Here is a 25,088-nt window from a genome sequence, read left to right on the forward strand (position 1 = left end):
CCCCGCGGCGGGGCGGCTGCCGATAATCGGCGCATGCCGCCCTCCCGCACCCCGCCGCCCCAGCCCAGCGACGATGACCGCAACTTCATCGTCGCCCTGGCGCGCGGCCTTGATGTCCTGTCCTGCTTTCGCTCCGGCGAAAAGCTGCTGGGCAACCAGGACATCGCCAGGCGCTGCGGACTGCCCAGGTCCACGGTTTCGCGCCTCACGCACACGCTGACCACGCTGGGCTACCTCATCCACGTGCCCGAAGAGGGCAAATACCGCCTGGGCACAGCCACGCTGGCCCTGGGCAGCGCCATGCTCTCGCGCCTGGACGTGCGCCAGATCGCGCGCCCGCTGATGCAAAAGCTGGCCGCCACCACCGATGCCGAGGTGGCCCTGGCCGCACGCGACCGGCACAACATGGTCTACATCGAGCACTGCCCCAGCGCGCGCTTCACGCACCGCGACCTGGACATGGGCTCGCGCATCCCCCTGGCCACCACGGCCGTGGGCCGCGCCTGGCTGGCCGCCAGCCCCGCATCCGAGCGCCAGCGCGCGCTGGACTACCTGCAATCACACGCACCCGAGCAATGGGCCGCCGCCCAGGCCCAGCTGCCGCTGTGGCCCGGCGCCAGCACCCATCCGCAACCCTGGCTGTCGTGCTCGTTCGGCGACTGGCAGCCCGAGGTCAACGCCATCGCCCTGGCCTTCTCGCCGGGGCGTGGCCTGCCGCTGATGGCCGTCAGCCTGGGCGGGCCCTCGCGCTTTGTCACGGCCGATGCGCTGCGCCAGGACGGCGTGCCTGCGCTGCAGCGCATGGTGCGGCGGCTGCAGCAGGACATAGACCGCGCCTGACCGCAGACCGGGCCTGGCCGGCTGTCCCGCAGGCGCCCGCACAGTAGCCAAGACGACAGCGCGCGCCGCACTGCCGCCCTAGCATGGAGGGCGTTGCTCAACCATCAGGAAACCAAGGCAGGAGACACCCAGCATGAGCGTGAAAGCACTGTTCAACCTCACCGGCAAGACCGCCCTCATCACCGGAGGCTCGCGCGGCCTGGGCCTGCAGATGGCCGAGGCGCTGGGCGAGATGGGCGCCCGCCTCGCCATCACGGCGCGCAAGTCCGATGAACTGGCCGAGGCCAAGGCCCACCTGCAGGGCCTGGGCTACCAGGTCGAGACCTTCACCAACGACCTGCAGAAGTTCGACACCATCCCCGCCCTGGTCGATGACGTGCTGACGCGCTGCGGCGACATCGACATCCTCGTCAACAACGCCGGCGCCACCTGGGGCGCCAAGGCCGAGGAATACCCGGACGAGGCCTGGAACAAGGTCATGAACCTCAACGTCTCCGCGCCCTTCTTCCTCACCCGCGAAGTGGCCAGGCGCGTGATGATCCCCAAGGGCCAGGGCAACGTGATCATCACGGCCTCGGTCGCGGCCTTCAAGGGCACGCCGCCCGGCATGAACACCGTGGCCTACAACACCTCCAAGGCGGCCGCCGTGCACCTGGCGCGCACGCTGGCCTCGGAATGGGGCCACTACGGCATCCGCGTCAACTCCATCTGCCCGGGCTTCTTCCCCAGCAAGCTGGCCAACGGCCTCATCGACAAGCTCGGCGACCAGCTCATCGCCCGCGCCCCGCTGCGCCGCATCGGCGGCGAGGAGGACCTCAAGGGCGCCGTGGTCTACCTGGCGTCCGATGCCTCGCGGCACATGACGGGGCAGGCGTTGGTGCTGGATGGTGGAGCGAGCTTGTTGTAAGGCGCATCGCACTAATCACAGAGGAGCGCCGCGGCGCTCCTTTTTGTTTCAATAAAAGCCCTTGTCGGATGATTTTCTGTGGATACGATAAATTCATGTTCACCGTCATCGAAACCCCGACATTCCAGAAGCAGGCCGCCAGCCTGTGGACGGAGACAGAGCGCCTGGACTTCATTTCCTGGATCTCTGCCAACCCTGGCTCAGGTGACGTGATACCCGGCACAGACGGCGCCCGCAAGATCCGCTGGACAGTGAAAGGCCGGGGCAAACGAGCAGGCGTCAGAGTGATTTATTTCAACTTCAGCGCCGAAGAAATCGTGCTGTTGGCAGCCATGTATGCCAAGGCCGAGCAAACAAACATCCTACCCAAGGACATCCGAAGGAGTTGACCATGGTGAAGTCCCTGAAGGCCCTGCAGGCCATGGACACGGAAAAGCTGGCCCAGGCCATCGAGGCCAACGCGGGCGAGGCGGTTCCCGGCCTGCGTCAGGCGCTGCAAGAGGCCAAGACAGGCCAGTTTGCCGCCGTGCACACGCCCGAGCAGATTGCCTCGCGCAAACGGGGCCGCCCGCAAGGCTCGGTCAAGGCAGATGCCAAGATCGCCACCAACATCCGCTTCGACCCCGACGTACTGCAAGCGCTCAAGGCCACCGGCCAGGGCTGGCAAACACGCGTCAACGAATTGCTGCGCGCGGATATCGAATCCGGGCGCCTCAAGCGCAGCCTCTGAGGCCAAGAGGCCGTACGGCGTAATTTCAAGCCTGCAGGGCAAACGGTTCGATGGACTCCAGATCGTCGCCGATGGACTTGCGTGCCATGTCGGCGTCGTACTGGCTTTGCAGATTCATCCAGAACTCCACGGACGTGCCAAAGAAGCGCGCAAGGCGCAGCGCCGTATCCGCGGTGATGGAGCGGCCGTTCTTGACGATGGCCGCGATGCGTGTCTGCGGGACATGGATGGCCTGGGCCAGGCGGTATTGCGTCAGGCCCATGGGCTCCAGGAATTCAGTGGCCAGGATTTCGCCTGGCGTGGGGAGGTTCAAAGGTTTGTTCATGGTCAGCACTCCTGCGCCAGATCCAGGATCAACGCTTTCGCTTCAGTGGTAATCGACGATCTCCAGCTCACTCGGGCCTTCATGGGTCCACACAAAGCACACGCGCCACTGATCATTGATGCGGATGCTGTGCTGCCCCTTGCGATCCCCCTGTAGCGCCTCCAGCCGGTTTCCGGACGGGACCCTCAAGTCCTGAAGCACATGAGCGGCATGCAGCATCCGAAGCTTGCGCAGCGCAACCACTTCAATGCTGCTCCACCGACGCACCCGCCTCTGCTGGAACAGTTGCTCGGTGTCGGGGCACTTGAATGACTGGATCGTCATGGAAGCAAATAATAACGTGCCGCGTCAGTAACGTCAAACGCAAGTACCAGGCAGCTGAGTCCACAAGAAAGCGCCTGGGCCAGATCAAGCTGGCACCAGGCGCTTTCGGTCGAAAAACTGAGCGGCGCTCTACTTGTTCGCCACCGTCATCACCGCCTCGATCTTGCCGTCGCGCACGGCTGCGCCACGCTCGGTGGTCAGGGTGCCGCCGCGCTCATCCACGCCCTTGACGCCGCCGGGGTTCACGTCGGGGCGCAGGGATTTGTAGGCTTCGTCCAGCTTGGCGTGGATGGCCTTGGTGTCCGAGGCCGAGCCGGCCAGCTGCATGGCCTTGACGGTGGCGTGCACGGCCGTGTAGTTCCACTGCGCCTCCGAGCCGGGGATGCGGCCCGGGTAGACCTTGCCGAAGCGTTCGACGAAGGCCTTGTTCTCGGGCTTGGTGTCCTCGGAGACGGGCATGACGCCGATGGCGCCTTCCAGCGGCGCATAGCCGCCGACCACGCGGGCCATTTCGTCGAGCTTGGCCTGGTCCATGACCACGAAGCCGCCCTTGAAGCCCAGCTCGCGCGCCTGCTTGACGACCAGGGCCGTGGGCTCGGAGGCACCGCCCACGAAGAGCACGTCGGGCTTCTCGGCCAGGGCCTTGCTCACGCCGCTGTAGAAATCGGTGGCGCGGTTGTAGCTCATGGCGTTCTCGGCCACCACGGTGCCGCCCAGCTTTTCCCAGCCGGGCTTGAAGGCGGCGACCCAGGCCTTGGCGTAGTCGTGGTCGGCGCCCACCAGGGCCACCTTCTTGCCGAAGCGGCCCATCACGTACTTGGAGAACGGGTCGATGTACGAGGTGAACTCGGGCGGGATGCGCAGGGTCAGCTTGTTGCCCCGGTTGGTGATCTGCGGCACCGAGCTGTAGGCCAGCACGATGAAGTTGCTGCGCTCGTTGGTGGTCTGCAGCGCGAAGATGCCGCCCGAATGCGGCACCAGGATGGCCGCCGTCTTGTGCTGCTGCACCAGGCGCTGGGCGTTGATCGCGGTCTCGGACGGGTTGTACTTGTCGTCCAGCGGCACGATCTCGATCTTGACTTTCTTGCCACCGATCTCGGGCGCTGCGGCATTGATCTCGGAGACGGCCATCTGCATGCCGTCGAGCACGTTCTTGCCGTACTGGGCAGCGCCGCCCGACAGCGGGCCGGAGTAGCCGATCTTGACCACCTCCTGCGCCAATGCAGGGCCGGCGGCGGCCACGGCGGCGCAGGCCAGGGCCAGCGTGCCCACCCTGCGGCGGGTCAATGGTGCGAATGCTGTCATGTCTGTCTCCTTGGATAGTGAAGAACGAATCGCTGCTGACGCAACGCATAAATCCGGCGCAGCCCAGACCAGGGACGCCGAGCAAGGGCCGCCCCGCAGCGAGGGCGTCGTCCCCCTCCCTCGCGAAGCGAGAGAGAGGGGGAAGCCGCGCAGCGGCTCAGGGGGTGCAGTGTCATGTCATGCGCCGATGTACGCCTTGCGGATGGAGTCGTCGGCCAGCAATTCGGCGGGCTTGCCCTCGCGCACGATGCGACCGCTTTCCATCACATAGGCGCGGTGCGCGATCTTCAGCGCCGCATAGGCGTTCTGCTCGGCCAGCAGCACGGTGGTGCCGGCCGCGTTGATGCGCTGTATGGCCTCGAACATCTGCTTGATGACCAGGGGCGCCAGGCCCAGCGAGGGCTCGTCCAGCAGCAGGGCCTGGGGCCGGCCCATCATGGCGCGGCCGATGGCCACCATCTGCTGCTGGCCGCCCGACAGCGAGCCGGCCGGGTCGTGCTGCTTCTCGCGCAGGATGGGAAACAGCTCCATCACCTCCTGCAGCGTCTTCTGGCTGGGGCCGGGGTCGCGGCGGTGCACGTAGGCGCCCAGCTGCAGGTTGCGCAGCACCGACATCTGGGGGAACAGCTTGCGTCCCTCGGGGCACTGCACCACGCCGGACTGCACGATGGCCGATGGCTTGCTGCCAGCCAGCTCCTTGCCATTCCAGACGATGGAGCCGCCTGCGGCCTTGTGGATGCCGCTGGCCGTGAGGAACAGCGAACTCTTGCCCGCGCCGTTGGCGCCCAGCAGCACCACCAGCTCGCCGCGGTCGGCATGCAGGCTGACCCCGTCCAGCGCCAGGAAGCTGCCGTAGCGCAGCGACACGTTCTCAAACTTCAGCATGCTCGCTCCCCAGGTAGGCATCGATGACGGCGGGGTTGCGGCGTATTTCCTCGGGCGTGCCCTCGGCGATCTTCTCGCCGTAGCTGAGCACCAGGATCTTGTCGGCCAGGCTCATGATCATGCCCATCTTGTGCTCGATCAGCGCCACCGTGATGCCGTGGCGCACCAGCTTGCGGATCAGCTCGGCCAGGCCCTCGGTCTCCTCGGGGTTGACGCCGCCGGCGGGCTCGTCGAGCAGCATCAGCTTGGGGTCGGTGGCCAGGGCCAGCGCGAAGGCCACGCGCTTGCGCTCCTCCTGCGTGATGTCGCCCGCGATGCGGCCGGCCACATGCGACAGGCCCACGAAGTCCAGCGCGTCGCGCGCCTTCTCGCGGCACACGCGCTCTTCCTCGCGCAGGCGGCTGGAGCCGCGCAGCACGTCCCACAGGCCTGAGCGCGTGCGCAGCCGGTGGCCCACGATGAGGTTGTCCAGCACCGTGGCGCGGTCGAACAGCGCTGTGGTCTGGAAGGTGCGCGCCACGCCCAGTTTCGCCACCTGGTCGGTGCGCAGAGAGGTCACGTCCTGGCCGTTGAAGGTGATGGTGCCCGAGGTGGGCTTGTGCACGCAGCTGATCAGGTTGAAGAACGTGGTCTTGCCCGCGCCGTTGGGGCCGATGATGGCGTTGATGCGGCCTTCCTCGATCACGGTGCTGACATCGTTGACGGCGGCCAGCCCGCCGAAGGTCTTGGTCAGGTGGTCAATCTTGAGCATGCGGCTTGCCCTCCTTGGCATTGCGGCGCGCGCGCCATGCGGTGAAGCTGCCCACCACGCCGTAGGGCATGAAGATCACCAGCATCACGAGAATCGGGCCGAAGACGATGAAGCGGTACTCCTGCAGGAACTGCAGGTACTGCGTGATCCAGGGCATGCCGATGGCGCCCAGCAGCGGCCCCAGCACCGTGCCCATGCCGCCGACCATGGCGAAGATCATCATGTCGAAGGTGTGGTGCACGCCGGCCATGTCGGGACCGATGAAGCGCACGAAGCCCGCATACAGGCCGCCCGCCACGCCCGCGTAGACCACGCTCAGCATGAAGGCCAGCACCTTGTTGCGCATGAGGTTGATGCCCAGCGCCTCGGCCAGCTCGTCGCTGTTGCGGATGGCCATGAAGGTGCGGCCCAGCAGCGACCGGACGATGCGCCGCATCACCCAGACCGAGGCCACGAGGAAGGCCAGCACCAGGTAGTACAGCGCCAGCGGCGACTCGAAGCTCAGCGCGCCCAGGGCCTCGGGCGCGGGGATGCCCATGATGCCCACCGTGCCGTGGGTCAGGCCCTCCCACTTCTCGATCACGAGGAACATGATGTAGCCCACGCACAGCGTGAAGATCGAGAAGTAATGCCCCTTCAGGCGCAGCGAGACGATGCCGATCAGGTAGCCCAGCACCGCGCACACCACGCCCGACATCACCAGCCCGCCCCAGAACGGCCAGCCATGGTCCACCGTGAGGATGCCCACGGTATAGGCGCCCGCGGCCATGAAGCCCGCATGCGCGAGGTTGAGCTGGCCCGTGTAGCCCGTGATCAGGTTCAGGCCCAGCGTGGCAATGGCGAAGATATAGGCCGTGCTCATCACCGTGAGGTGGTAGTCATTGCCCGCCAGCCAGGGGAAGGCGATGCCGGCGGCCAGCAGCAGGCCCCAGGCAACGCGGGAGTCGATGAATCCGTTCATTCAATGACTCCTCTTGGCGAACAGGCCCTGCGGGCGCAGCGACAGGATCACCACCAGCAGCACGAAGGCGATGATGTCCTTGTAGTCGGTGGAGATGTAGTAGGCGCCGAAGCTCTCGGCAAAGCCGATGATCAGCCCGCCCAGCACGGCGCCCGGGATGCTGCCCATACCGCCCAGGATGATGATCACGAAGGCCTTGGTGATGACCAGGTGGCCCATGGCCGGATAGACCAGGTTGATGGGCGCATACAGCGTGGCCGCCACGGCCGCGAGCACGCCCGAGATGGCAAAGGTCAGCATGGACACGCGGTTGGCGTCGATGCCCACCATGGATGCGCCTTCGCGGTTCTGCGCCATGGCGATGATGGTCGCGCCCGTGATGGTGCGCGTCAGGAACAGGTGCAGGGCCACCATCAGCGCAAAGGCCGCGCCGATGATCAGCAGGCGCTGCGCGGGCGCCGTGATGCCGCCCATCTCCACGATGGAGGTGTAGGGCGTGGGCATGCGCTGGAAGTCCGCGCCCCACAGCGCCTGGGCACCCGCCTCCAGGAACAGCAGCAGCCCGATGGAGGCGATCTTGGGATGCAGGGGCGAGGCCTTGCGCAGCGGATGGAAGATCAGCCGCTCGCTGACGATGCCCAGCACCGCCACCGCGATGGCTGCGGTCAGCATGGCCGCCCAGTAGCCCCAGCTCCAGGCCACCATGGCCTGGAAGGCCACGAAGGCGCCGATCATGTAGAAGCCGCCGTGCGCGAAATTGGGCACGTGCAGGATGCCGTAGACCAGGGTCAGGCCCAGGGCCACCAGGCCGTAGATGCCGCCCAGGGTCAGGCCGTTGAGCACTTGCTGCAGAAAAACGTCCATTCAACGCCTCCTGCGGAAAGGCGCGGCTCGGCGCCCGGCCAGGGTCTGTGCTTGCATTGTCTTGTCTCCTTTGCATGGCCGGCCGGCGCGGCGCGACAACGCATGCGGCAGACAGGCAAGGCCAGCTTAGGAGGGGGGTGGCGCCACGATCAACCCGAAGATTCCGCACAGCGGAATTCACCTGGGAAACCCCGAGACCCTCAGGGCCCCGCCAGTAACCTAGATGACAGCCGCGCTCAGATGGACAGGGCCGGCAAGTTGGCGGGCAGGCCCTGCATGGAGCGCTGCGTGTGCTCGGCCACGAAGTCCAGGAAGCTGCGCACGCGTGCCGGCATGAACTTGCGCGTGGGCAAGGTGGCGTAGAGCGTGAAATGGCCCGTGGTCCATTCGGGCAGCACATGGCGCAGGCGGCCCGAACGCAGGTGGCGCGCAATCAGGTCCAGCGGCTGGGTGCTGATGCCCGCGCCGTCCAGCGTGGCACGCAGCAGCGTGCCGGTGTGGTTGGCCACCAGCACGGGCTGCACGGCCACCTCGGCCTCGCCCGCATTGCCGTCCAGCCGGCGCAGGCGCAGCACGTCGGAGCGGCCCTGGGCGCGGCGGCGCAGCAGGCACTGGTGGCCCGCCAGATCCTCGGGCACGGCGGGCACGCCATGGGCGTCCAGGTACTCGGGCGAGGCGCATGCCAGGCCGCAGGTGGTGACGATGGGCCGCGCCACCACGTTGCCGTCATAGCCCTCCTCGGCGTTGAGGAAGGTGATGTCGTACTCGCCCACGGCGGCCTCGCTGGCCGACTCCACGAAGACCTCGATGCAGATGCGCGGGTGCAGGCGGTGGAAATCCGCCACCAGCGGCGCCAGCACATGCTCGGCAAACACGGGCGGCGTGAGCACGCGCACGGCGCCCGACAGCTCCAGCGTGTGCGCCTGCGCCAGGCTGAAGGCATCCTCCACATCGGCCAGGATGCCGCGCACGCGCTCCAGATAGGCCTCGCCGGCCTCGGTCAGCGACACGCTGCGCGTGGTGCGCTGCAGCAGCCGCGTGCCCAGGTGCTGCTCCAGGTCGGCCACCAGGCGCGTGACCGTGGGCACGGACATGTCCAGGCGACGCGCCGCCGCCGAAAACCCGGCCTCGTCGGCCACGGTCTGAAACACCCGCATGGTCTGCAATCGGTCCATGTTGTCCTTGGCCCCGGGCCTCGGTGCCCGGGGACTTTCGCTGCATTGTTCCACTCCCAAACGCCCTGCGCCGCGGCTTTGCGGGCCGCGGCGCAGGCGTTCATCTTCGTCGAAATGCAGCCACTCAGCCCTTGTCGTCCGAAGTGTCCCTGGCCTGCGATGGACCGGCGGGCGGCGCCCAGCGGATGGGGTGGGTGAAGCGCACCTCGGCGTCGCTGAAGGCCTTGGCCGTGGCGGCCGACAGCAGCAGGATGGCCGACGAGAAATAGATCCACATCAACAGCACCACCAGCGAACCCGCCGCGCCATAGGCCGAGACCACGGCCGCCGTGGACAGATACCAGGCCAGGGCCTGCTTGCCCAGCGTGAACAGCAGGGCGCCGACGATGGCGCCGAAGATGAGATAGCGCAGCCGGGGCTTGGGGCCGCTGCCGATGCGCATCAGCCCCACGAAGAGCAGCACGGCAATGCCGAAGGACACGCATTCGTTGATCAGGCTGATCAGCGGCCCCAGCGGCTGCATCTGCAGCTTGGTGCCGGCCCAGTTGGTGATCAGCTGGATGGCCGTGGACAGGGCCATGGACACCAGCAGCAAGAAGCCCAGCGCCAGCACATAGGTCAGGCCGCGCAGCCGCAGCGCGGCCATGCGCCACCACACGGCCTTGGGCGGCGGTGGCTCGCCGTTCGAGGTCCAGAGCTTTTCCAGCGCGGACTGCAGCTCCACGAAGACACCCGTGGCGCCCGACATCAGCAGGATGAAGCCGAACAGCGAGGCCAGCCGCCCCTCGTCGGGCCGCTGGGCGCTTTCCAGCGCGCCGCGCACCACCTGGGCACCGCGCTCGCCGATCACGTCCTGCACCTGGTCGATCAGCTGGTGTTCCACATAGCTGCGGTCCACCCACCAGCCCAGCAGGCCGACCAGCAGCAGCAGCAGCGGCGCCAGGCTCAGGATGCCGTAGAAGGACATGGCCGCGCTCATGCGCAGGCCATCGGCGTCCAGCCACAGCTGCACGGCATTCCACATGGCGCGCAGCGGGTTCAGTTCCATCAGGCGCTGCAGGCGTGCGGACCAGGACGAGGCGGGGGGAGTTTCCGGGGTATCTGAGGGCATGGCCCCCATTGTGCTCAGCGGCGCACCAGCGCCCTGTCAGCCTGTGCCGACAGGGGCCTGTGGGCATGGCTCAGGTCACGGGCGCTGGATTGAACAGCACCAGGGCGTTGTGCAGCTTCCACTGCTCGGCCCAGGTCTTCTTGCGGCCGCTGGCCACGTCCAGCATCAGGCGGAACATCTCCCAGCCCACGTCCTCGATGCTGGCCTGGCCTTCGGCGATGCGGCCCGCGTTCACGTCCATCAGGTCATGCCAGCGCCGCGCCAGGTCGCTGCGCGTGGCCACCTTGATCACGGGCACCTGGGCCAGGCCGTAGGGCGTGCCCCGGCCCGTGGTGAACACATGCAGGTTCATGCCGGCAGCCAGCTGCAGCGTGCCGCAGATGAAGTCGCTGGCCGGCGTGGCTGCATAGACCAGGCCGCTTTGGATGCCCCGGTCGGCCAGCCGCTGGCCCGGCGACAGCACGCCGGTGATGGGCGCCGTGCCGCTCTTGATGATGGAGCCCATGGCCTTCTCGACGATGTTGGACAGGCCGCCCTTCTTGTTGCCCGGCGTGGTGTTGGCGCTGCGGTCCACGCGGCCCTTGTCCAGGTAGGCGTCGTACCAGGCCATCTCCTCGATCATGGCCTGGGCCACCTCGGGGCTGGAGGCGCGCGAGGTGAGCTGGTCGATGCCGTCGCGCACCTCGGTCACCTCGCTGAACATCACGGTGGCGCCTGCACGCACCAGCAAATCGGTGCAAAAGCCCACGGCCGGATTGGCCGTGACGCCGCTGAACGCATCGCTGCCGCCGCACTGCACGCCCACCACCAGGGCGCTGGCCGGCACGGTCTCGCGCCGGCGCGCGTTCAGCCGCTCCAGATGCACCCTGGCGCGGCCCATGATGGAGTCCACCATGGACATGAAGCCCACATGCGCCTCGTCCTGCAGGCAGACCACGTCCAGCGCGGGCTCGCGCTCATCGACGATGGGAAACGAGCCCGGCGGCAGCAGCCGTTCGGGCTGCAGCTTCTCGCAGCCCAGGCTCACCACCATCACCTCGCCGCCAAAATTCGGGTTGTGGCTGATGTTGCGCAGCGTGCGCTGCGGAATCTCGGCGCCCACGGCATCGATGGCCACGCCGCAGCCATAGCTGTGCTCCAGGCCCACCACATCGTCCACATTCGGATAGCGCGGCAGCAGCTCGGCCTTGATGCGGCCCACCGCGAAATCCAGCACCCCGGCCACGCACTGCACCGTCGTGGTGATGGCCAGGATATTGCGCGTGCCCACCGTGCCATCGGCATTGCGGTAGCCCTCGAAGGTGTAGCCCGTCAGCGGCGGCAGCTCGGGCGGCTGCACCGTGGCGATCGGCAACCCCTCAAGAGACAGCGCCCCCGGCATGCGCAGCAGCCGCTCATGCACCCAGCTGCCCGCGGCAATGGCCTGCAGCGCATAGCCGATCACCACGTTGTAGCGGCGCACCTCGCCGCCCTCGGCAATATCCACCAGCGCCACCTTGTGCGCCTGCGGCACCTTGTCGACCAGCACCAGCCCCCCGGGCATCACCGTGCCCGCAGGCAACCCCCCGTCATTGGCCACGATGGCCACGTTGTCGGCCGGATGCATGCGGATGGAAAGAGGAAGTGGGGTACTCATGGCAATGTCTCAATTTTCTAGGGGCCTGTCGCAATCGGAGTGCAGCCCTCGCAACCGTCACGTCCCAACTCAGGAACGCCGAGCAAGAGCCGCCTCGCGGCGGGGGCGCCCAGCCGAAGGCGTTGTCCCCCTCCGCGAAGCGAGAAGGGGGAAGGCGCGAAGCGCCTCAGGGGGTCACTCTGCTTTTATTCCAGCAGCCTTGATCACCTTCCCCCACTTGACCACCTCGGCCTTCTGGTACTCGCCCAGCTCGGCCGGCGTCATCTGCGAGGGCAGCATGCCGAAGTTCTTCAGGCGCGCCTGCACCTCGGGCGTGGCGACGATCTTCATGATCTCCGCATGCAGCCGGTCCACGATGGGCCCCGGCGTGCCTGCGGGCGCGAACACGGCCTGCCACGATCCCATGTCGAAGCCTTTCTCGCCCGCCTCGGCGATGGTGGGCACATCGGGCAGGGACTCCAGGCGCCGCGAGCTGGTCACGGCAATGGGGCGCAGCTTGCCGGCCTGCACGTGGGGGCCGACGACCAGGGCGGTGTCGAACATCATGTCCACCTGGCCGCCGATCACGTCCTGCACGGCCGGGCCGCTGCCCTTGTAGGGCACGTGGGTGAACTTCACGCCCGTCTGGTAGCCCAGCAGCTCCAGCGCCATGTGGTTGGAGGTGCCGCTGCCCGGCGAGGCCGAGGTCAGTCCGCCCGCCGCCGCCTTGGCCTTGCTGGCGGCCAGCACGTCGGCCAGCGTCTTGTAGGGGCTGGAGGCCGGCACCACCAGCACGAGCGGGCCCGAGCCCAGCATGGCCACCGGCGTGAAGGACTTGACCGGGTCGTAGTCCAGCTTGGCGTACAGGCTCACATTGATGGCGTGCGAGCTGATGGTGCCGCCCAGGATGGTGTAGCCATCGGCCGGTGCGCGCGCCGCAATGGCCGAGCCCACGCTGCCGCCCGCGCCGCCCTTGTTCTCGATCACCACGGGCGTGCCCAGGGCCTTGCTCAGCGGCTGGGCGATCACGCGCGCCAGCGTATCGGTATTGCCGCCAGGCGGGAACGGCACCAGGTAGGTGATGGGCTTGCCCGTGGGCCAGTTGCCCTGCGCGGCGGCGGGCATGGCGGCCAGGGCCGTGCCCAGCAGCAGGGCGCTGGCGAGGGAATGTTGGATGAGTGTGCGGCGTTGCATGGTGCTTGTCTCCGGGAAGGGCTTGTCGTTGGAATGGTGTGAAAGCGGGTTCAGAAGCGCGGCTGGTGGCCGGTGAACGCGGGGTCGTACTTGCGCATCTGCCCCAGGTCGTCGCGGTTGCGGATGCCGCAGTGCAGGTAGTTGTCGTGCAGGCGGGCCAGGGCCTCGCGGTCCAGCCGCACACCCAGGCCGGGCGCCGTGGGCACGCGCAGGCTGCCCTGCTCGAACTGCAGCCGGCCGCCCTCGACGACTTCCTCGTCCTGCCAGGGGTAGTGCGTGTCGCAGGCATAGGTCAGCAGGGGCACGCTGGCGCACAGGTGCGTCATGGCCACCAGGCTCACGCCCAGGTGGGAATTGCTGTGCATGGACAGGCCCAGGTCGAAGGTGCGGCACAGCGTGGACAGGCGCTGCGTGGCGCGCAGCCCGCCCCAGTAGTGGTGGTCGCTGAGCACGATCTTCACGGGGCAGCCCATGTCGGCGTTGCGGCGGAACTCGGCAAAGTCCGTCACCACCATGTTGGTGGCCAGCGGCACATCGCACTCGCGTGCCACGGCGGCCATGCCGTCCAGGCCGGGCGCCGGGTCCTCGTAGTACTCGAGCACGCCCTGCAGCTGCTGAACGATCTTCAGGCTGGTCTCCACCGTCCAGTTGCCATTGGGATCGATGCGCAGCGGCGTGCCTGGAAAGGCCTCGGCCAGCGCCAGGATGCCGGCCGCCTCCTGCGCGGGCGGCAGCGCGCCGGCCTTGAGCTTGATGCTCTGGAAGCCGTACTGCGCAATCATGCGCCGCGCCTGCTCCACCAGCTGCTGCGGCGCCAGGGCCTCGCCCCAGGCGTCGGGCGAAGAATCTGGCCCATAGGGCCTGTCGATGTGCTCGGCGTACTTGTAGAACAGGTAGGCCGAGAACGGCACGCTGTCGCGCGCGGCGCCGCCCAGCAGGTCCACGATGGGGGCGCCCGCCATCTGGCCCTGCAGGTCCAGCATGGCGACCTCGAAGGCGCTGACCACCTTGGCCACCGTCTTGGACACATGCGTGCCCGGCGCCAGCGACACCTGCTGGCCCAGGAACTCCGACGCCGTCAGCGCAGGCGGCGCCACCAGGGCCGCGACGCGGACCTCCATCTCGTTGAGCGCCCAGGGCGACAGCCCCACCAGAGCGGGCGCGGCCTTGGCCAGCGCATCGAGCATGGGCTGGTCGCCATAGCTTTCGTTGATGCCGACCAGGCCCGAGGCCGTCTCGATCTCGATGATGGAACGCAGCGCCCAGGGTTCGTGGATGCCGGCCGCATTGAGCAGCGGCGGATCGCGGAAGGCAATGGGCGTGATGCGTATGTGGCGGATCGCGTGGGTCGCGTGGGTGGTGCTCATCTGGAATGCGGGTTCAGGAGGATCAGAAAAACTCGATGGCGCGGACGTCTTGTGATACGTTGTCGTACAACTTGGAGCGATTATGATCAGCACCATGGAAAGTTCGGCAAAGGGATTTCCCGCATCACCCCCAACGATCGAGCTTCCCCTGCGAGGAAAGTCCGGTCGCAGCGGCCGCAATCTGGCCGCCCTGCTGTTCGACGAGTTCGCGAGCAAGATCCGCAACGGCCTGCTGGCCGAAGGCGAGAAGCTGCCCACGGAGTCGTCGCTGGTGCAGACCTACGAAGTCAGCCGCACCGTGGTGCGCGAGGCGCTGTCGCGCCTGCAGGCCTCGGGCCTGGTGGAGACGCGCCACGGCATAGGCACCTTCGTGCGCGCCGCCCAGCCCGCATCCACGCTGATGCTCAATGCCGACGAGCTGACGGCCGCCGTGGACGTGATGGCCGTGCTGGAGCTGCGCATCAGCCTGGAGACCGAAAGCGCCGGCCTGGCCGCGCTGCGCCGCAGCCCCGAGCAGCTGCAGGGCATACGCATGGCGCTGCAGGCCTTCGAGATCGCCTTTGCGCGCGGCGAGGACACGGTGGCCCATGACCTGGCCTTCCACACCCAGATCGCCGAGGCCACGGGCAACCGCTACTTCGGCGACATCCTGCGGCACTTCGGCGCCCAGCTGATTCCGCGCACGCGCATCGCCTCCATCCACCAGCCCCAGCGCGACCCCGACTACCTGCGCCGCGTCAACCGCGAGCATGAGGAAATCCTCGCCGCCATCGAGCGCCAGGATGCCGACTCGGCCCGCGCGGCCATGCGCATCCACCTGACCAACAGCCGCGAGCGCCTGCGCCTGGCGCAAAAGACCAGCGCCTCCTGAGTACTCCCATGGGCCTTTCGGGGCCAATGGCTTTGTCACGGGAATTCAGACAACCAAGGGAAAACCCTTTATCACTGCTTGCAGATCTCGGTTAAAAATCGGCTTCAGTTGTACGACAACTGACAACATAAAACCCGGAGACAAGAGCATGACCCTGAGCCGAAAGCAGTTCCTGCGCGCCGCTGGCGCCACCGCCCTCGTAGCCACCGGCGCCGGTGCGCTGGCCCAGAGCAACTGGCCCACGCGGCCGCTGCGTCTGGTGGTGCCCTACCCGCCGGGCGGCAGCTCGGACATCATTGCGCGCGCCATCGGCCCGCTGCTGTCGGCAGAACTCAAGCAGCCCGTGGTCATCGAGAACAAGCCCGGCGCCAACGGCAACCTGGGCGCCGACATGGTGGCCAAGGCCCAGCCCGACGGCCACACGCTGATGCTGTGCGACCTGGGTGCGCTGGCCATCTCGCCCTCGCTCTACACCAAGCTGTCCTTCGACCTGTCCCGGGACCTGCGCGGCACGGCCATGCTGGCCTACTCGCCCCACCTGCTGGTGGTCCACCCCTCGGTGCCGGCCAACAACCTGCAGGAGCTGGTGGCCCTGTCCAAGAAGGAAGACCTGAGCTTCGCCGTCACCGCCACGGGCAGCGCCCCGCACCTGGCCGGCGTGGAACTGGCGCGCGCCACGGGCGCCCGCTGGGAATACGTGCCCTACAAGGGCGGCGTGCAGTCCATCCAGGACACGGTGGCAGGCCAGACCCAGGTGCTGATGAACGGCATGCTGGCCACCTACCCCCATGTGCAAAGCGGCAAGCTCAAGCTGCTGGGCCTGTCCAAGGGCACGCGCATGCCGCTGGCCGCCAACGTGCCCACCATCGCCGAGCAGGGCGTGCCCGGCTTCGAGACCGGCACCTGGCAAGGCGTGGTCGTTCCGGCCAAGACGCCCGAGGCCGTGGTCCAGCGCCTGCATGAGGCCCTGATCACCGCCATCCGCTCGCCCGAGGTGCGCGCCCGCCTCACGGGCCAGGGCGCCGAGGTCGTGACCATGAACCCCGCCGAGACCGCGCGCTTCCTGACCACCGAACGCCAGCGCTGGCAAAAAGTGGTTCAAACAGCCGGTTTGAAGCTCGACTGATTCCACCCTTTTTTCTTTCTTCCCCACCTTATTCCCGAGAGCACCATGACCCCCCAAGACCTCAAAGACGTGATGAGTTCCGGCCTGCTGTCCTTCCCCGTGACGGACTTCGACAGCAACGGCAACTTCAATGCCAAGGGCTATGCGGCCCGCCTCGAATGGTTGGCCCCCTACGGCGCCAGCGCACTGTTCGCGGCAGGCGGCACAGGCGAGTACTTCTCGCTGTACGGCGAGGAATACGGCCAGATCATCAAGACCGCCGTGGACACCTGCCGCGGCAAGGTGCCCATCATCGCGGGCGCCGGTGGTCCCACGCGCACGGCCATTGCCCATGCCCAGGAGGCGGAGCGCCTGGGTGCCCACGGCGTCCTGCTGCTGCCCCACTACCTGACCGAAGCCGGCCAGGAAGGCCTGATCGCCCATGTGGAGCAGGTCTGCAAGAGCGTGAAGTTCGGCGTCATCGTCTACAACCGCGACCGCACCCGCTTCACGCCCGAATCGCTGGCCATCCTGGCCGAGCGCTGCCCCAACCTGGTGGGCTTCAAGGACGGCATGGGCAACATCGAGACCATGTCCGCCATCTTCATGAAGATGGGCGACCGCTTCGCCTACCTGGGCGGCCTGCCCACGGCCGAGGTCTATGCGGCCGCCTACAAGGCCCTGGGCACGCCGGTGTACTCCTCGGCCGTCTTCAACTTCATCCCCAAGACGGCGATGGCGTTCTACGAAGCCGTGCGCACCGACGACATGGCCACGCAGCACAAGCTGCTCAAGGAATTCTTCATGCCCTACCTGAAGATCCGCAACCGCGTCGAAGGCTACGGCGTGAGCATCATCAAGGCCGGCGCCAAGCTGGTCGGCCACGACGCAGGCCCCGTGCGCGCCCCGCTGACGGACCTCAAGCCCTCCGAGCTGGAAGAGCTCAAGGCCCTGATCGACAAGCTCGGCCCGCAATAAGCCACAAGACCGGACGCAGGGGCCAGTCCGGCCCTTGCGCCCCCCAGGAGACAAGAACATGAAGAAGATTCTGATCACGCTGGGTGCCGCACTGGCCCTCACGGCGCAGGCGGCCGGCAGCTTTCCGGACAAGGCCGTCAACATCATCGTGCCCTTCCCGGCCGGCGGCTCCACCGACACCGTGGCGCGCGCCATGGCCCTGAGCATGGGCGAGCAGCTGGGCAAGCCCTTCGTGGTGGAAAACCGCCCGGGCGCCACCGGCACCATCGGCGCAGGCGCCGTCAAGCGCGCCCCGGCCGATGGCTACACGCTGCTGGTGGCCTCGCTGGGCCCTTTCGTGGTCACGCCGCACCTGGTGAAGAACGTGCCCTATGACGCAGGCAAGGACTTCGACTACATCACCATCCCCGTTCAGGCACCCAACGTGCTCGTGGCCAGCCCCGCGCAGAAGGCCCGCACCGTAGCCGAGGTCATCGCCGCGCTCAAGGCCAACCCCGGCAAGATCAGTTTCGCGAGTTCGGGCAACGGCTCCTCGGACCATCTGTCGGCCGAGCTGTTCTGGCAGCAAAGCGGCACCGAAGGCATGCACGTGCCCTACAAGGGCGGCGCCCCGGCCATCACCGACCTGATCGGCGGCCAGGTGGACTTCTCGTTCCAGAACGTCAACGCCGTGCTGCCCCATCTGCGCAGCGGCAAGCTGCATGCGATCGCCGTGACCGGCAGCCAGCGCTCGCCCGTGCTGCCCGATGTGCCCACCCTGGCCGAGGCCGGCGTCAAGGGCGCCGAGGTCTACTCCTGGCAAGGCCTGGCCGCGCCCAAGGGCCTGCCCGCCGATGTGAAGGCCAAGCTGGCCAAGGCCGCCATCGCCTCCGTGCAGCAGCCCGACATCCGCAAGCGCTTCGTGGAGCAGGGCCTGGAGATCGTGGGCAACACGCCCGAGGAATTCACGCGCTACCAAGCCCAGGAGTCGGAGCGCTGGAAGCAGCTGATCCAGACCCGAAAAATCACTGCTGATTGAGCTAGAAACAACGGGCCGGCCCCAGGGCCGTTCCCGCTGGCCTGCGCACCGCAGGCCCTTTTCACCGGGGCTTCCAGCCCCTGCAAGTTCCAAGGATTCCAAGGCATGGCGACCTCCCGTCCACGCGTTCTCCAGTTCGGCAAGATGCCGCTGCCCCAGCTCGATGCCGAACTGGCCCAGGCCTATGAGGTGACGCTGCTGTCCGAGCAGCCCGACCGCGAGCGCTTTCTCGCCAAGCACGGCGCGCAGTTCGAATACCTGGTCACCTCGGCCGCCATGGGCGTGCCCGCGAGCGTGGTGCAGGCCCTGCCCAGGCTGCGCTTCGTGAGCAGCTTCGGCGTGGGCTTTGACGCGCTGGACCGCGAGTCCCTGCTGCGCCAGGGCGCCCGCGTGGGCTACACGCCCGGCGTGCTGGACGACTGCGTGGCCGACATGGCCTTTGCCCTGCTGCTGGACGCCGCGCGTGGCCTGAGCGAGTCCGACCGCTTCGTGCGCCGGGGCGACTGGAGCCGAGGCCGCTTCGGCATCCGCACGCGCGCCAGCGGCAAGCGCCTGGGCATCTTCGGCATGGGCCGCATCGGCTCCACCGTGGCGCGCCGCGCGGCCGGCTTCGACATGGAGGTGGCCTATCACAACCGCCGCCCGGTCGAGGGATCGACCCACCTCTACCAGCCCTCGCTGCTGGAGCTGGCGCGCTGGGCCGACTTCCTCGTCATCACGGCCGCAGGCGGCGACGGCACGCAGCACCTGGTCAACGCCGAGGTGCTGGACGCGCTGGGGCCGCAGGGCTTTCTGATCAACGTGGCGCGCGGCAGCGTGGTCGACGAGGCCGCACTGGTCCAGGCCCTGCAGCAGGGCCGCATCGCAGGCGCGGGCCTGGATGTGTTCGAGGACGAGCCACGCCCCCGTGCCGAGCTGCTGTCGCAGGACAACGTGGTGCTTGCGCCCCACATCGCCAGCGGCACGCATGAAACCCGCCGCGCCATGGCCGACCTCGTGCTGCACAACCTGGCGCAGTTCATCGCCACGGGCCGGCCCGAGGCCGAGGTGCCGTGGTCCGCCGCGCAGCAGGCGGCCACCGCCGCCGCATAGCCGTTTTTTCCCAGAGACCGATCCAAACGATCCAAGAGCACGCCATGTCCTCCACCCCGACCATCACCGAGATCGAAGTCATTCCCGTCGCCGGCCGCGACGGCATGCTCATGAACCTCAGCGGCGCGCATGCGCCCTACTTCACGCGCAACATCGTGCTCGTGCACGACAGCGCGGGCCACACCGGTGTGGGCGAGGTGCCTGGCGGCGAAGGCATACGCCAGGCGCTGGAGGACAGCAAGGCGCTGCTCATCGGCCAGTCCGTGGGCAACCACCTCAAGCTGCTGCAGAACCTGCAGCAGGCCCTGGCCGGCCGCGACACGGGCGGGCGCGGCCTGCAGACCTTCGATCTGCGCATTGCCGTGCATGCCGTCACCGCCGTGGAATCGGCCCTGCTGGACCTGCTGGGCCAGCACCTGGGCGTGCCCGTGGCAGCCCTGCTGGGCGAAGGCCAGCAGCGCGACCGCGTGGAGATGCTGGGCTACCTGTTCTTCACCGGCCCCACCGACAAGACCGACCTGCCCTACGTCCAGCCCGGCGAAGACCAAAGCGGCAGCGACGACTGGACGCAGGTGCGCCACATGACCGCCATGGACCCGGCCGCCATCGTGCGCCAGGCCGAGGCGGCGCACGCGCGCTACGGCTTCAACGACTTCAAGCTCAAGGGCGGCGTGCTGGCCGGCGAGCAGGAGGTGGAGGCCGTCACCGCGCTGGCCAGGCGCTTTCCGCAGGCGCGCGTCACGCTGGACCCCAACGGCGGCTGGCTGCTCAAGGACGCCATCCGCCTCATGCGCGACATGCACGGCGTGCTCGCCTATGCCGAAGACCCCTGCGGCGCCGAGAACGGCTTCTCGGGCCGCGAAGTCATGGCCGAATTCCGCCGCGCCACCGGCCTGCCCACGGCCACCAACATGATCGCCACCGACTGGCGCCAGATGGTGCACGCGCTGTCGCTGCAGTCCGTGGACATCCCCCTGGCCGACCCGCATTTCTGGACCATGGCCGGCTCCGTGCGCGTGGGCCAGACCTGCCGCGACTGGGGCCTGACCTGGGGCTCGCACTCCAACAACCACTTCGACATCTCGCTGGCCATGTTCACCCACGTGGCCGCCGCCGTGCCCGGCAAGGTCACGGCCATCGACACGCACTGGATCTGGCAGGACGGCCAGTACCTCACCCAGAACCCGCTGCAGATCAAGGGCGGCTTCGTCGAAGTGCCCAAGACCCCGGGCCTGGGCGTCACCGTGGACCGCGCCGCGCTGCAGCGCGCCAACGCCCTGTACCTGGAGCACGGCCTGGGAGCGCGCAATGACGCCATGGCCATGCAGTACCTGATTCCCGGCTGGACCTTCGACAACAAGCGCCCCTGCATGGTCCGCTGACCCCTTCCTTCCGTTACCCCTTTCCCGGAGCACCTCATGTCCCGCTACGACAACCTCATCAACGGCCAATGGAAGGCCGCCGACGGCTACAGCGCCAACACCAACCCCAGCGACCTGTCCGATGTGATCGGCGAGTACGCCCAGGGCAATGCCGCCGATGTGGAAGCCGCCATCGCCGCGGCAGCCGCGGCCTTTCCCGCCTGGAGCACCTCGGGCATCCAGGCCCGCCACGACGCCCTGGACAAGATCGGCAACGAAATCCTGGCCCGCAAGGAAGAGCTGGGCGACCTGCTGGCGCGCGAGGAAGGCAAGACCCGCCCCGAAGCCATTGGCGAAGTCGGCCGCGCAGGCCAGATCTTCAAGTTCTTCGCGGGTGAATGCCTGCGCCTGGCCGGCGAAACCCTGCCCTCCGTGCGCCCCGGCATCGGCGTGGAAATCACGCGCGAGCCCGTCGGCGTGGTGGGCCTGATCACGCCGTGGAACTTCCCCATCGCCATTCCCGCCTGGAAGATCGCCCCGGCCCTGGCCTTCGGCAACTGCGTGGTCCTGAAGCCTGCCGACCTCGTGCCCGGCAGCGCCTGGGCGCTGGCCGACATCATTCACCGCTCGGGCATTCCGGCCGGCGTGTTCAACCTCGTCATGGGCCCGGGCCGTGTCATCGGTGATGCCCTGGTGCGCCACAGCGACGTGGCCGCCATCAGCTTCACCGGCTCCGTGGGCGTGGGCCGCGGCATTGCCCGCGCCTGCGTGGAAAGCGGCAAGAAGGTACAGCTGGAGATGGGCGGCAAGAACCCGCAGATCGTGCTGGACGACGCCGACCTCACCCAGGCCGTGGAGCTGTCCGCGCAAAGCGGTTTCTACTCCACGGGCCAGCGCTGCACGGCATCGAGCCGCCTCATCGTCACCGACAGGATCTACCCCGCCTTCATCGAGGCCCTGCAGGCCCGCATGGCCAGGATCAAGGTGGGCGACGCCCGCGCCGCAGGCACCGACATGGGCCCCGTGGTCAGCCAGGCCCAGCTGGAGCAGGACCTGAGCTACGTGGAAATCGCCAAGGCCGAAGGCGCCGTGCTGGCTGCGGGCGGCGCAGCCGCCGCCTGCCACACCGGCAGCGGCAACAAGGGCTACTACATGGCGCCCACCCTGTTCGTGGACACCCAGGCCGCCATGCGCATCAACCGCGAGGAAGTCTTCGGCCCCGTGGCCAGCGTCATCCGCGTGAAGGACTACGAAGAAGCCCTGGCCGTGGCCAACGACACCCCCTTCGGCCTGGCCGCAGGCATTGCCACCACCAGCCTCAAGCACGCCACCCACTTCAAGCGCCACAGCCAGGCCGGCATGGTCATGGTCAACCTGCCCACGGCCGGTGTGGACTACCACGTGCCCTTCGGCGGCCGCAAGGGCAGCAGCTACGGCCCGCGCGAACAGGGCCGCTATGCGCAGGAGTTCTATACGACGGTGAAGACGGCGTATACGCTGGCCTGAGGCTGGACCCAAAGCAGCCGCCAGGTGCTGGCGACTGCTTTCATCACTGACGCCATCCGCAACAAGACGATGCGGATGGCGTTTTTTCATTCGTCGTTGCGCCCACAGTCAATTCTCGTGCGCGAAAGTGCAGACCGCCCCGTCCATTGCACCAGGGCCTTGCATAGCATCTTCCTCAACGTGAGAGCCGGCTTCAGCCGGCCGGCGTCCATACCGGAGGGAGACCATGGCAACAACTGCAAGAATTTCCGGCCCCGTGGGGCGGGCGGCAATGAATCATCCCAAAGACGTGTTCACTGTCCAGCAATTGCTCAACGGACATATGCAGCGCGATCCCTGCCGCAAACTGCTGCGTGAGGACGGCAGATGGTCCAGGGCGCTGGAGCGCTCAATCGCCACCTTTCAGCAACTGTCCGGCTCGCCCGTCATGACCCAGGGCCGGATTGCACCAGCGACCCGCATGTTCGAACTGCTGGCCCAGCCTCCGGCAATCTTTGGCTACGAACGGCGCATGGCGCAATTCATGGGGCCGGAGCCGATGAGCGAGGAGCCTACGATCGAGGTGTTCATTTACGACGCACTTCTCACCAGGCCGGGATCACAGTGGGGACATGCTGCAATCGATATTGATGGAAAGACCTACAGTCAGGCTCCAACAAGATATGCTGTACTGGAGCGCGAGCAATATCTTTCATCGAATTTGGCAACCGTCAAAAGAGATGTCACTGGCTTGGTGCTGAGAGTGTCTAGCGAGGAAAAGACGAAAATCAAAGCAGAACTTGAAAAGCGGGTTGCTGCTCAAAAACCGTACAGCCTTACCGAAAATAGTTGCTCAACCAATGTTGCAGAGGTATTGGAGTCAGTTGGGATTCTGGCACACGACCCGCGGTTTCAAATGTCGCCATCTACTTCCCGCCTGGTTTCACCAAAGGAGTTATTGATCATAATCTCAAGATCCAATAGAATTTTGAGAAGAATAAATTACCAGAAGAATCCATGAAATCAAGAGCTTTCGCAGCATATGCAACAGCCTGCATTGCCACCATACTGAGCGCATGCAGCAACCCCGACGAATACATGCCGGCAGGGCAATGGGAAGCAACAGAAGATTTGTATGTCTACACTACAAATGACCATCCGTTGAAAATTGCATTCGTTATAGAAAAAGGTGAGATTTGCGCTGTAAGCAAAAAACCCGTTATCAGAAAAGACTTGGGCTATTTACAGGTCTCATGCGCAAAGGGGAGTGGATGGGAGATAACAGGAAAATTCAAGAAATTGAGTGAATAGGATGCTATACCTGGGCAGCCATCAAAAAAATATAGCGGTCACTCAAAAATCAGACAAAAGTGCATGAAGTCAGTTCGAAATTGAATAGTCAAAACAATAGAACCAACCTTAGGGAGACTATTTAATGAGAATAATCACCAACACTACCAGAATCATCTCCGCAATAGCATTGACCGCCTGCAGTTATGAGCCAACGGGCCAATGGGAGGCAATGGATACCGTGGATATTTATAAAAACAACAATCATCCATTGATTGTCGCCTTCGTGTTGGAAAAAGGAGAAATATGTGCCATCAGCGAAGACATCATCCTAAGAAAGGATCTTGGATATGCACAGGTCTCCTGCGAGAAGGGCCGGGGATGGGATAAATCAGGAAGGTTCAAGAAACTAACTGACCTGGATTGATTTGCAGAAACCCGGGGCGCAATGCCACGGCAGGCCTGTCACAAGAAAGCCTGAATCAGCGCTGAAACGCTGCCGCAGCGGCCGCCATCCGCCGCAGATACGCCGGGTCTTCCTGCAGGCAATGCACGTGGTTGACCTCGTCCTCCACCAGTTCCTCCATCCGCTGCGCGGCCCCGCAAATGGCCTGCAGCGCATTGGCCACCACCTCCAGATTGCGGTAGCCCTCGGGCCGCTCCAGCCAGGCCAGCGCCAGCTGGCCCAGGGAATACACCTCGCTGCTGCCCTGCAGCGTCAGCCGGCCGATCTCGGTCACGGCATGGCTCAACTGCTGCGGCGTGGGCTGGGTCAGGGTTGTGGAAGCGGTACTCATGGCGCCACCCTTCCCACGGCAGATGCGCGAGAGTGAGGCGCTCGGGTAGCAGAGGGGAATGCAAAAGAAGAAATGCCGTGCATGGTTTCGTACTCCTTCGTGAGAACAAAAACCACCGGCCCGTGTTCTTACGCACAGACAGGTGGACGGGATGTTAAGAACACGAACGAAGCCGTGCGGACGCCCTTGCGGGTAGCCCCATCCCGTCCGTAACCGCAGGAACGCAGGCTTGCGCCCACGCTCCGGAAATCAGACGTGACAAGGCCTCCTTGACGGCGAGGCCGCACCGCTTCGTTTTGGGTGTTCTTACGCACCGGCCCCGGAACAGGGGGCTGCCGCGATGATAGAGGCTTTCAAGATGGCAAGCGCCCCAGCACTCCAGGCCGAGCGCAGCGAAGGCCCGCACCCACTCCCCGTATGTCCGCGCCTGCGCCGCAGCGAAGCGAAGGGGTCGCGGACATCCGGGCGCTTTTCTTTGCTCACTTTCTTGTAGCAAGACAAGAAAGTGAGTCGGCTGCCGGGCCGAGACCCGGCCTCGAAAAACAACCACCCGGCAGGGGCTAAAAATGCACCTAAGCCAAAAGCAAACAAGGTGGGCGGGAGTTAAGAACATGTGCAAGGCATGCGGACGCCCTCACGGGTAGCCCCATCCCGCCCCAAACCCAAAGACAGCCGGGTCCCCAAAAGCCCCAGCCATCAAACCCCGGTCACGGATAGTAGCTCCCGCATCACTTCAG

Annotated in this window: 27 protein-coding genes; 14 read left to right on the forward strand and 13 right to left on the reverse strand. The window is 66.4% G+C overall.

Annotated features, from left to right (window positions below):
* The first annotated feature begins 33 nt into the window (after window positions 1–33).
* The 4 genes from LGR64_RS26805 (at window position 34) to LGR64_RS26820 (ending at window position 2,477) form a co-directional block, all read left to right on the forward strand.
* On the forward strand, window positions 34–840 hold the full coding sequence (locus tag LGR64_RS26805; RefSeq protein WP_141832829.1) for an IclR family transcriptional regulator: 807 nt from the start codon (window positions 34–36) through the stop codon (window positions 838–840).
* A gap of 133 nt (window positions 841–973) precedes the next feature.
* Window positions 974–1,747, forward strand: coding sequence for an SDR family oxidoreductase (locus LGR64_RS26810; RefSeq protein WP_012202205.1), 774 nt, complete (start codon window positions 974–976; stop codon window positions 1,745–1,747).
* Window positions 1,748–1,842: 95 nt separating this feature from the next.
* Window positions 1,843–2,136: a DNA-binding protein gene (locus LGR64_RS26815; RefSeq protein ID WP_141832831.1), complete on the forward strand. Its 294-nt coding sequence runs from the start codon at window positions 1,843–1,845 to the stop codon at window positions 2,134–2,136.
* A 2-nt stretch (window positions 2,137–2,138) separates the two neighbouring features.
* Window positions 2,139–2,477, forward strand: a complete 339-nt coding sequence (locus LGR64_RS26820) for a BrnA antitoxin family protein (protein WP_141832832.1) — start codon at window positions 2,139–2,141, stop codon at window positions 2,475–2,477.
* 25 nt (window positions 2,478–2,502) lie between these two features.
* Here the strand turns inward: LGR64_RS26820 and LGR64_RS26825 are convergent, their stop codons facing one another.
* From LGR64_RS26825 to LGR64_RS26880, 12 genes are all read right to left on the reverse strand, one after another.
* Window positions 2,503–2,802: a HigA family addiction module antitoxin gene (locus tag LGR64_RS26825; RefSeq protein ID WP_034399070.1), complete on the reverse strand. Its 300-nt coding sequence runs from the start codon at window positions 2,800–2,802 to the stop codon at window positions 2,503–2,505.
* Window positions 2,803–2,844: 42 nt separating this feature from the next.
* The gene (locus LGR64_RS26830) at window positions 2,845–3,126 is read right to left on the reverse strand and encodes a type II toxin-antitoxin system RelE/ParE family toxin (RefSeq protein ID WP_141832834.1); all 282 of its coding nucleotides are present in this window, start codon (window positions 3,124–3,126) and stop codon (window positions 2,845–2,847) included.
* Window positions 3,127–3,255: 129 nt separating this feature from the next.
* Window positions 3,256–4,431, reverse strand: coding sequence for an ABC transporter substrate-binding protein (locus tag LGR64_RS26835; protein WP_013800139.1), 1,176 nt, complete (start codon window positions 4,429–4,431; stop codon window positions 3,256–3,258).
* Between the two features lie 177 nt (window positions 4,432–4,608).
* Window positions 4,609–5,316: an ABC transporter ATP-binding protein gene (locus tag LGR64_RS26840; protein WP_043823207.1), complete on the reverse strand. Its 708-nt coding sequence runs from the start codon at window positions 5,314–5,316 to the stop codon at window positions 4,609–4,611.
* Window positions 5,303–6,067, reverse strand: coding sequence for an ABC transporter ATP-binding protein (locus tag LGR64_RS26845; RefSeq protein ID WP_013800137.1), 765 nt, complete (start codon window positions 6,065–6,067; stop codon window positions 5,303–5,305). Before LGR64_RS26845 ends, LGR64_RS26840 begins: the two co-directional genes overlap by 14 nt.
* A complete protein-coding gene (locus LGR64_RS26850; RefSeq protein ID WP_012202200.1) occupies window positions 6,054–7,028 on the reverse strand; it encodes a branched-chain amino acid ABC transporter permease in 975 nt (324 codons plus the stop codon). Before LGR64_RS26850 ends, LGR64_RS26845 begins: the two co-directional genes overlap by 14 nt.
* Window positions 7,029–7,892, reverse strand: coding sequence for a branched-chain amino acid ABC transporter permease (locus tag LGR64_RS26855; protein ID WP_043823209.1), 864 nt, complete (start codon window positions 7,890–7,892; stop codon window positions 7,029–7,031).
* Between the two features lie 236 nt (window positions 7,893–8,128).
* A complete protein-coding gene (locus LGR64_RS26860; RefSeq protein ID WP_043780296.1) occupies window positions 8,129–9,067 on the reverse strand; it encodes a LysR family transcriptional regulator in 939 nt (312 codons plus the stop codon).
* Window positions 9,068–9,191: 124 nt separating this feature from the next.
* Window positions 9,192–10,178 carry a YihY/virulence factor BrkB family protein gene (locus tag LGR64_RS26865; RefSeq protein ID WP_141832840.1) on the reverse strand — a complete coding sequence of 329 codons (987 nt, stop codon included), beginning with the start codon at window positions 10,176–10,178 and terminating at the stop codon, window positions 9,192–9,194.
* A 70-nt stretch (window positions 10,179–10,248) separates the two neighbouring features.
* Window positions 10,249–11,814, reverse strand: a complete 1,566-nt coding sequence (gene garD / locus LGR64_RS26870; protein ID WP_141832842.1) for a galactarate dehydratase — start codon at window positions 11,812–11,814, stop codon at window positions 10,249–10,251.
* Window positions 11,815–11,988: 174 nt separating this feature from the next.
* Window positions 11,989–12,987 carry a Bug family tripartite tricarboxylate transporter substrate binding protein gene (locus tag LGR64_RS26875; protein ID WP_141832844.1) on the reverse strand — a complete coding sequence of 333 codons (999 nt, stop codon included), beginning with the start codon at window positions 12,985–12,987 and terminating at the stop codon, window positions 11,989–11,991.
* Between the two features lie 50 nt (window positions 12,988–13,037).
* On the reverse strand, window positions 13,038–14,354 hold the full coding sequence (locus LGR64_RS26880) for a glucarate dehydratase family protein (RefSeq protein ID WP_141832846.1): 1,317 nt from the start codon (window positions 14,352–14,354) through the stop codon (window positions 13,038–13,040).
* A gap of 82 nt (window positions 14,355–14,436) precedes the next feature.
* Here LGR64_RS26880 and LGR64_RS26885 point away from each other — a divergent pair, with 82 nt between their 5' ends.
* The 10 genes from LGR64_RS26885 to LGR64_RS26930 all read left to right on the forward strand — a co-directional run bounded on the left by LGR64_RS26885 (window position 14,437) and on the right by LGR64_RS26930 (window position 23,981).
* Window positions 14,437–15,225 carry a FadR/GntR family transcriptional regulator gene (locus LGR64_RS26885; RefSeq protein ID WP_133073289.1) on the forward strand — a complete coding sequence of 263 codons (789 nt, stop codon included), beginning with the start codon at window positions 14,437–14,439 and terminating at the stop codon, window positions 15,223–15,225.
* A gap of 148 nt (window positions 15,226–15,373) precedes the next feature.
* Window positions 15,374–16,351: a Bug family tripartite tricarboxylate transporter substrate binding protein gene (locus LGR64_RS26890; RefSeq protein WP_013800130.1), complete on the forward strand. Its 978-nt coding sequence runs from the start codon at window positions 15,374–15,376 to the stop codon at window positions 16,349–16,351.
* 45 nt (window positions 16,352–16,396) lie between these two features.
* Window positions 16,397–17,308 (forward strand): 5-dehydro-4-deoxyglucarate dehydratase, encoded by a 912-nt coding sequence (gene kdgD, locus LGR64_RS26895; RefSeq protein ID WP_012202190.1) that lies wholly within the window; start codon window positions 16,397–16,399, stop codon window positions 17,306–17,308.
* A gap of 58 nt (window positions 17,309–17,366) precedes the next feature.
* Window positions 17,367–18,326: a Bug family tripartite tricarboxylate transporter substrate binding protein gene (locus LGR64_RS26900; RefSeq protein ID WP_012202189.1), complete on the forward strand. Its 960-nt coding sequence runs from the start codon at window positions 17,367–17,369 to the stop codon at window positions 18,324–18,326.
* A gap of 105 nt (window positions 18,327–18,431) precedes the next feature.
* Window positions 18,432–19,418: a 2-hydroxyacid dehydrogenase gene (locus LGR64_RS26905; protein ID WP_230357362.1), complete on the forward strand. Its 987-nt coding sequence runs from the start codon at window positions 18,432–18,434 to the stop codon at window positions 19,416–19,418.
* Window positions 19,419–19,462: 44 nt separating this feature from the next.
* Window positions 19,463–20,800 carry an enolase C-terminal domain-like protein gene (locus LGR64_RS26910; protein ID WP_097204620.1) on the forward strand — a complete coding sequence of 446 codons (1,338 nt, stop codon included), beginning with the start codon at window positions 19,463–19,465 and terminating at the stop codon, window positions 20,798–20,800.
* Window positions 20,801–20,836: 36 nt separating this feature from the next.
* A complete protein-coding gene (locus tag LGR64_RS26915; RefSeq protein WP_013800127.1) occupies window positions 20,837–22,285 on the forward strand; it encodes an aldehyde dehydrogenase family protein in 1,449 nt (482 codons plus the stop codon).
* A gap of 226 nt (window positions 22,286–22,511) precedes the next feature.
* Entirely contained in the window at window positions 22,512–23,285 is a 774-nt protein-coding gene (locus LGR64_RS26920; RefSeq protein ID WP_141832852.1) for a hypothetical protein, read from the forward strand.
* Window positions 23,282–23,575 carry a hypothetical protein gene (locus LGR64_RS26925; protein WP_141832854.1) on the forward strand — a complete coding sequence of 98 codons (294 nt, stop codon included), beginning with the start codon at window positions 23,282–23,284 and terminating at the stop codon, window positions 23,573–23,575. The genes LGR64_RS26920 and LGR64_RS26925 overlap by 4 nt, the downstream gene beginning before the upstream one ends.
* Before the next feature lie 124 nt (window positions 23,576–23,699).
* Entirely contained in the window at window positions 23,700–23,981 is a 282-nt protein-coding gene (locus LGR64_RS26930) for a hypothetical protein (RefSeq protein WP_133073283.1), read from the forward strand.
* Window positions 23,982–24,036: 55 nt separating this feature from the next.
* Here LGR64_RS26930 and LGR64_RS26935 read toward each other — a convergent pair whose 3' ends face one another.
* Window positions 24,037–24,351 carry a hypothetical protein gene (locus LGR64_RS26935; RefSeq protein WP_012202185.1) on the reverse strand — a complete coding sequence of 105 codons (315 nt, stop codon included), beginning with the start codon at window positions 24,349–24,351 and terminating at the stop codon, window positions 24,037–24,039.
* Window positions 24,352–25,088: the final 737 nt, after the last annotated feature.

The sequence above is a fragment of the Delftia sp. Lp-1 genome, from assembly GCF_020523835.1.
GTDB lineage: Bacteria > Pseudomonadota > Gammaproteobacteria > Burkholderiales > Burkholderiaceae_C > Comamonas > Comamonas acidovorans.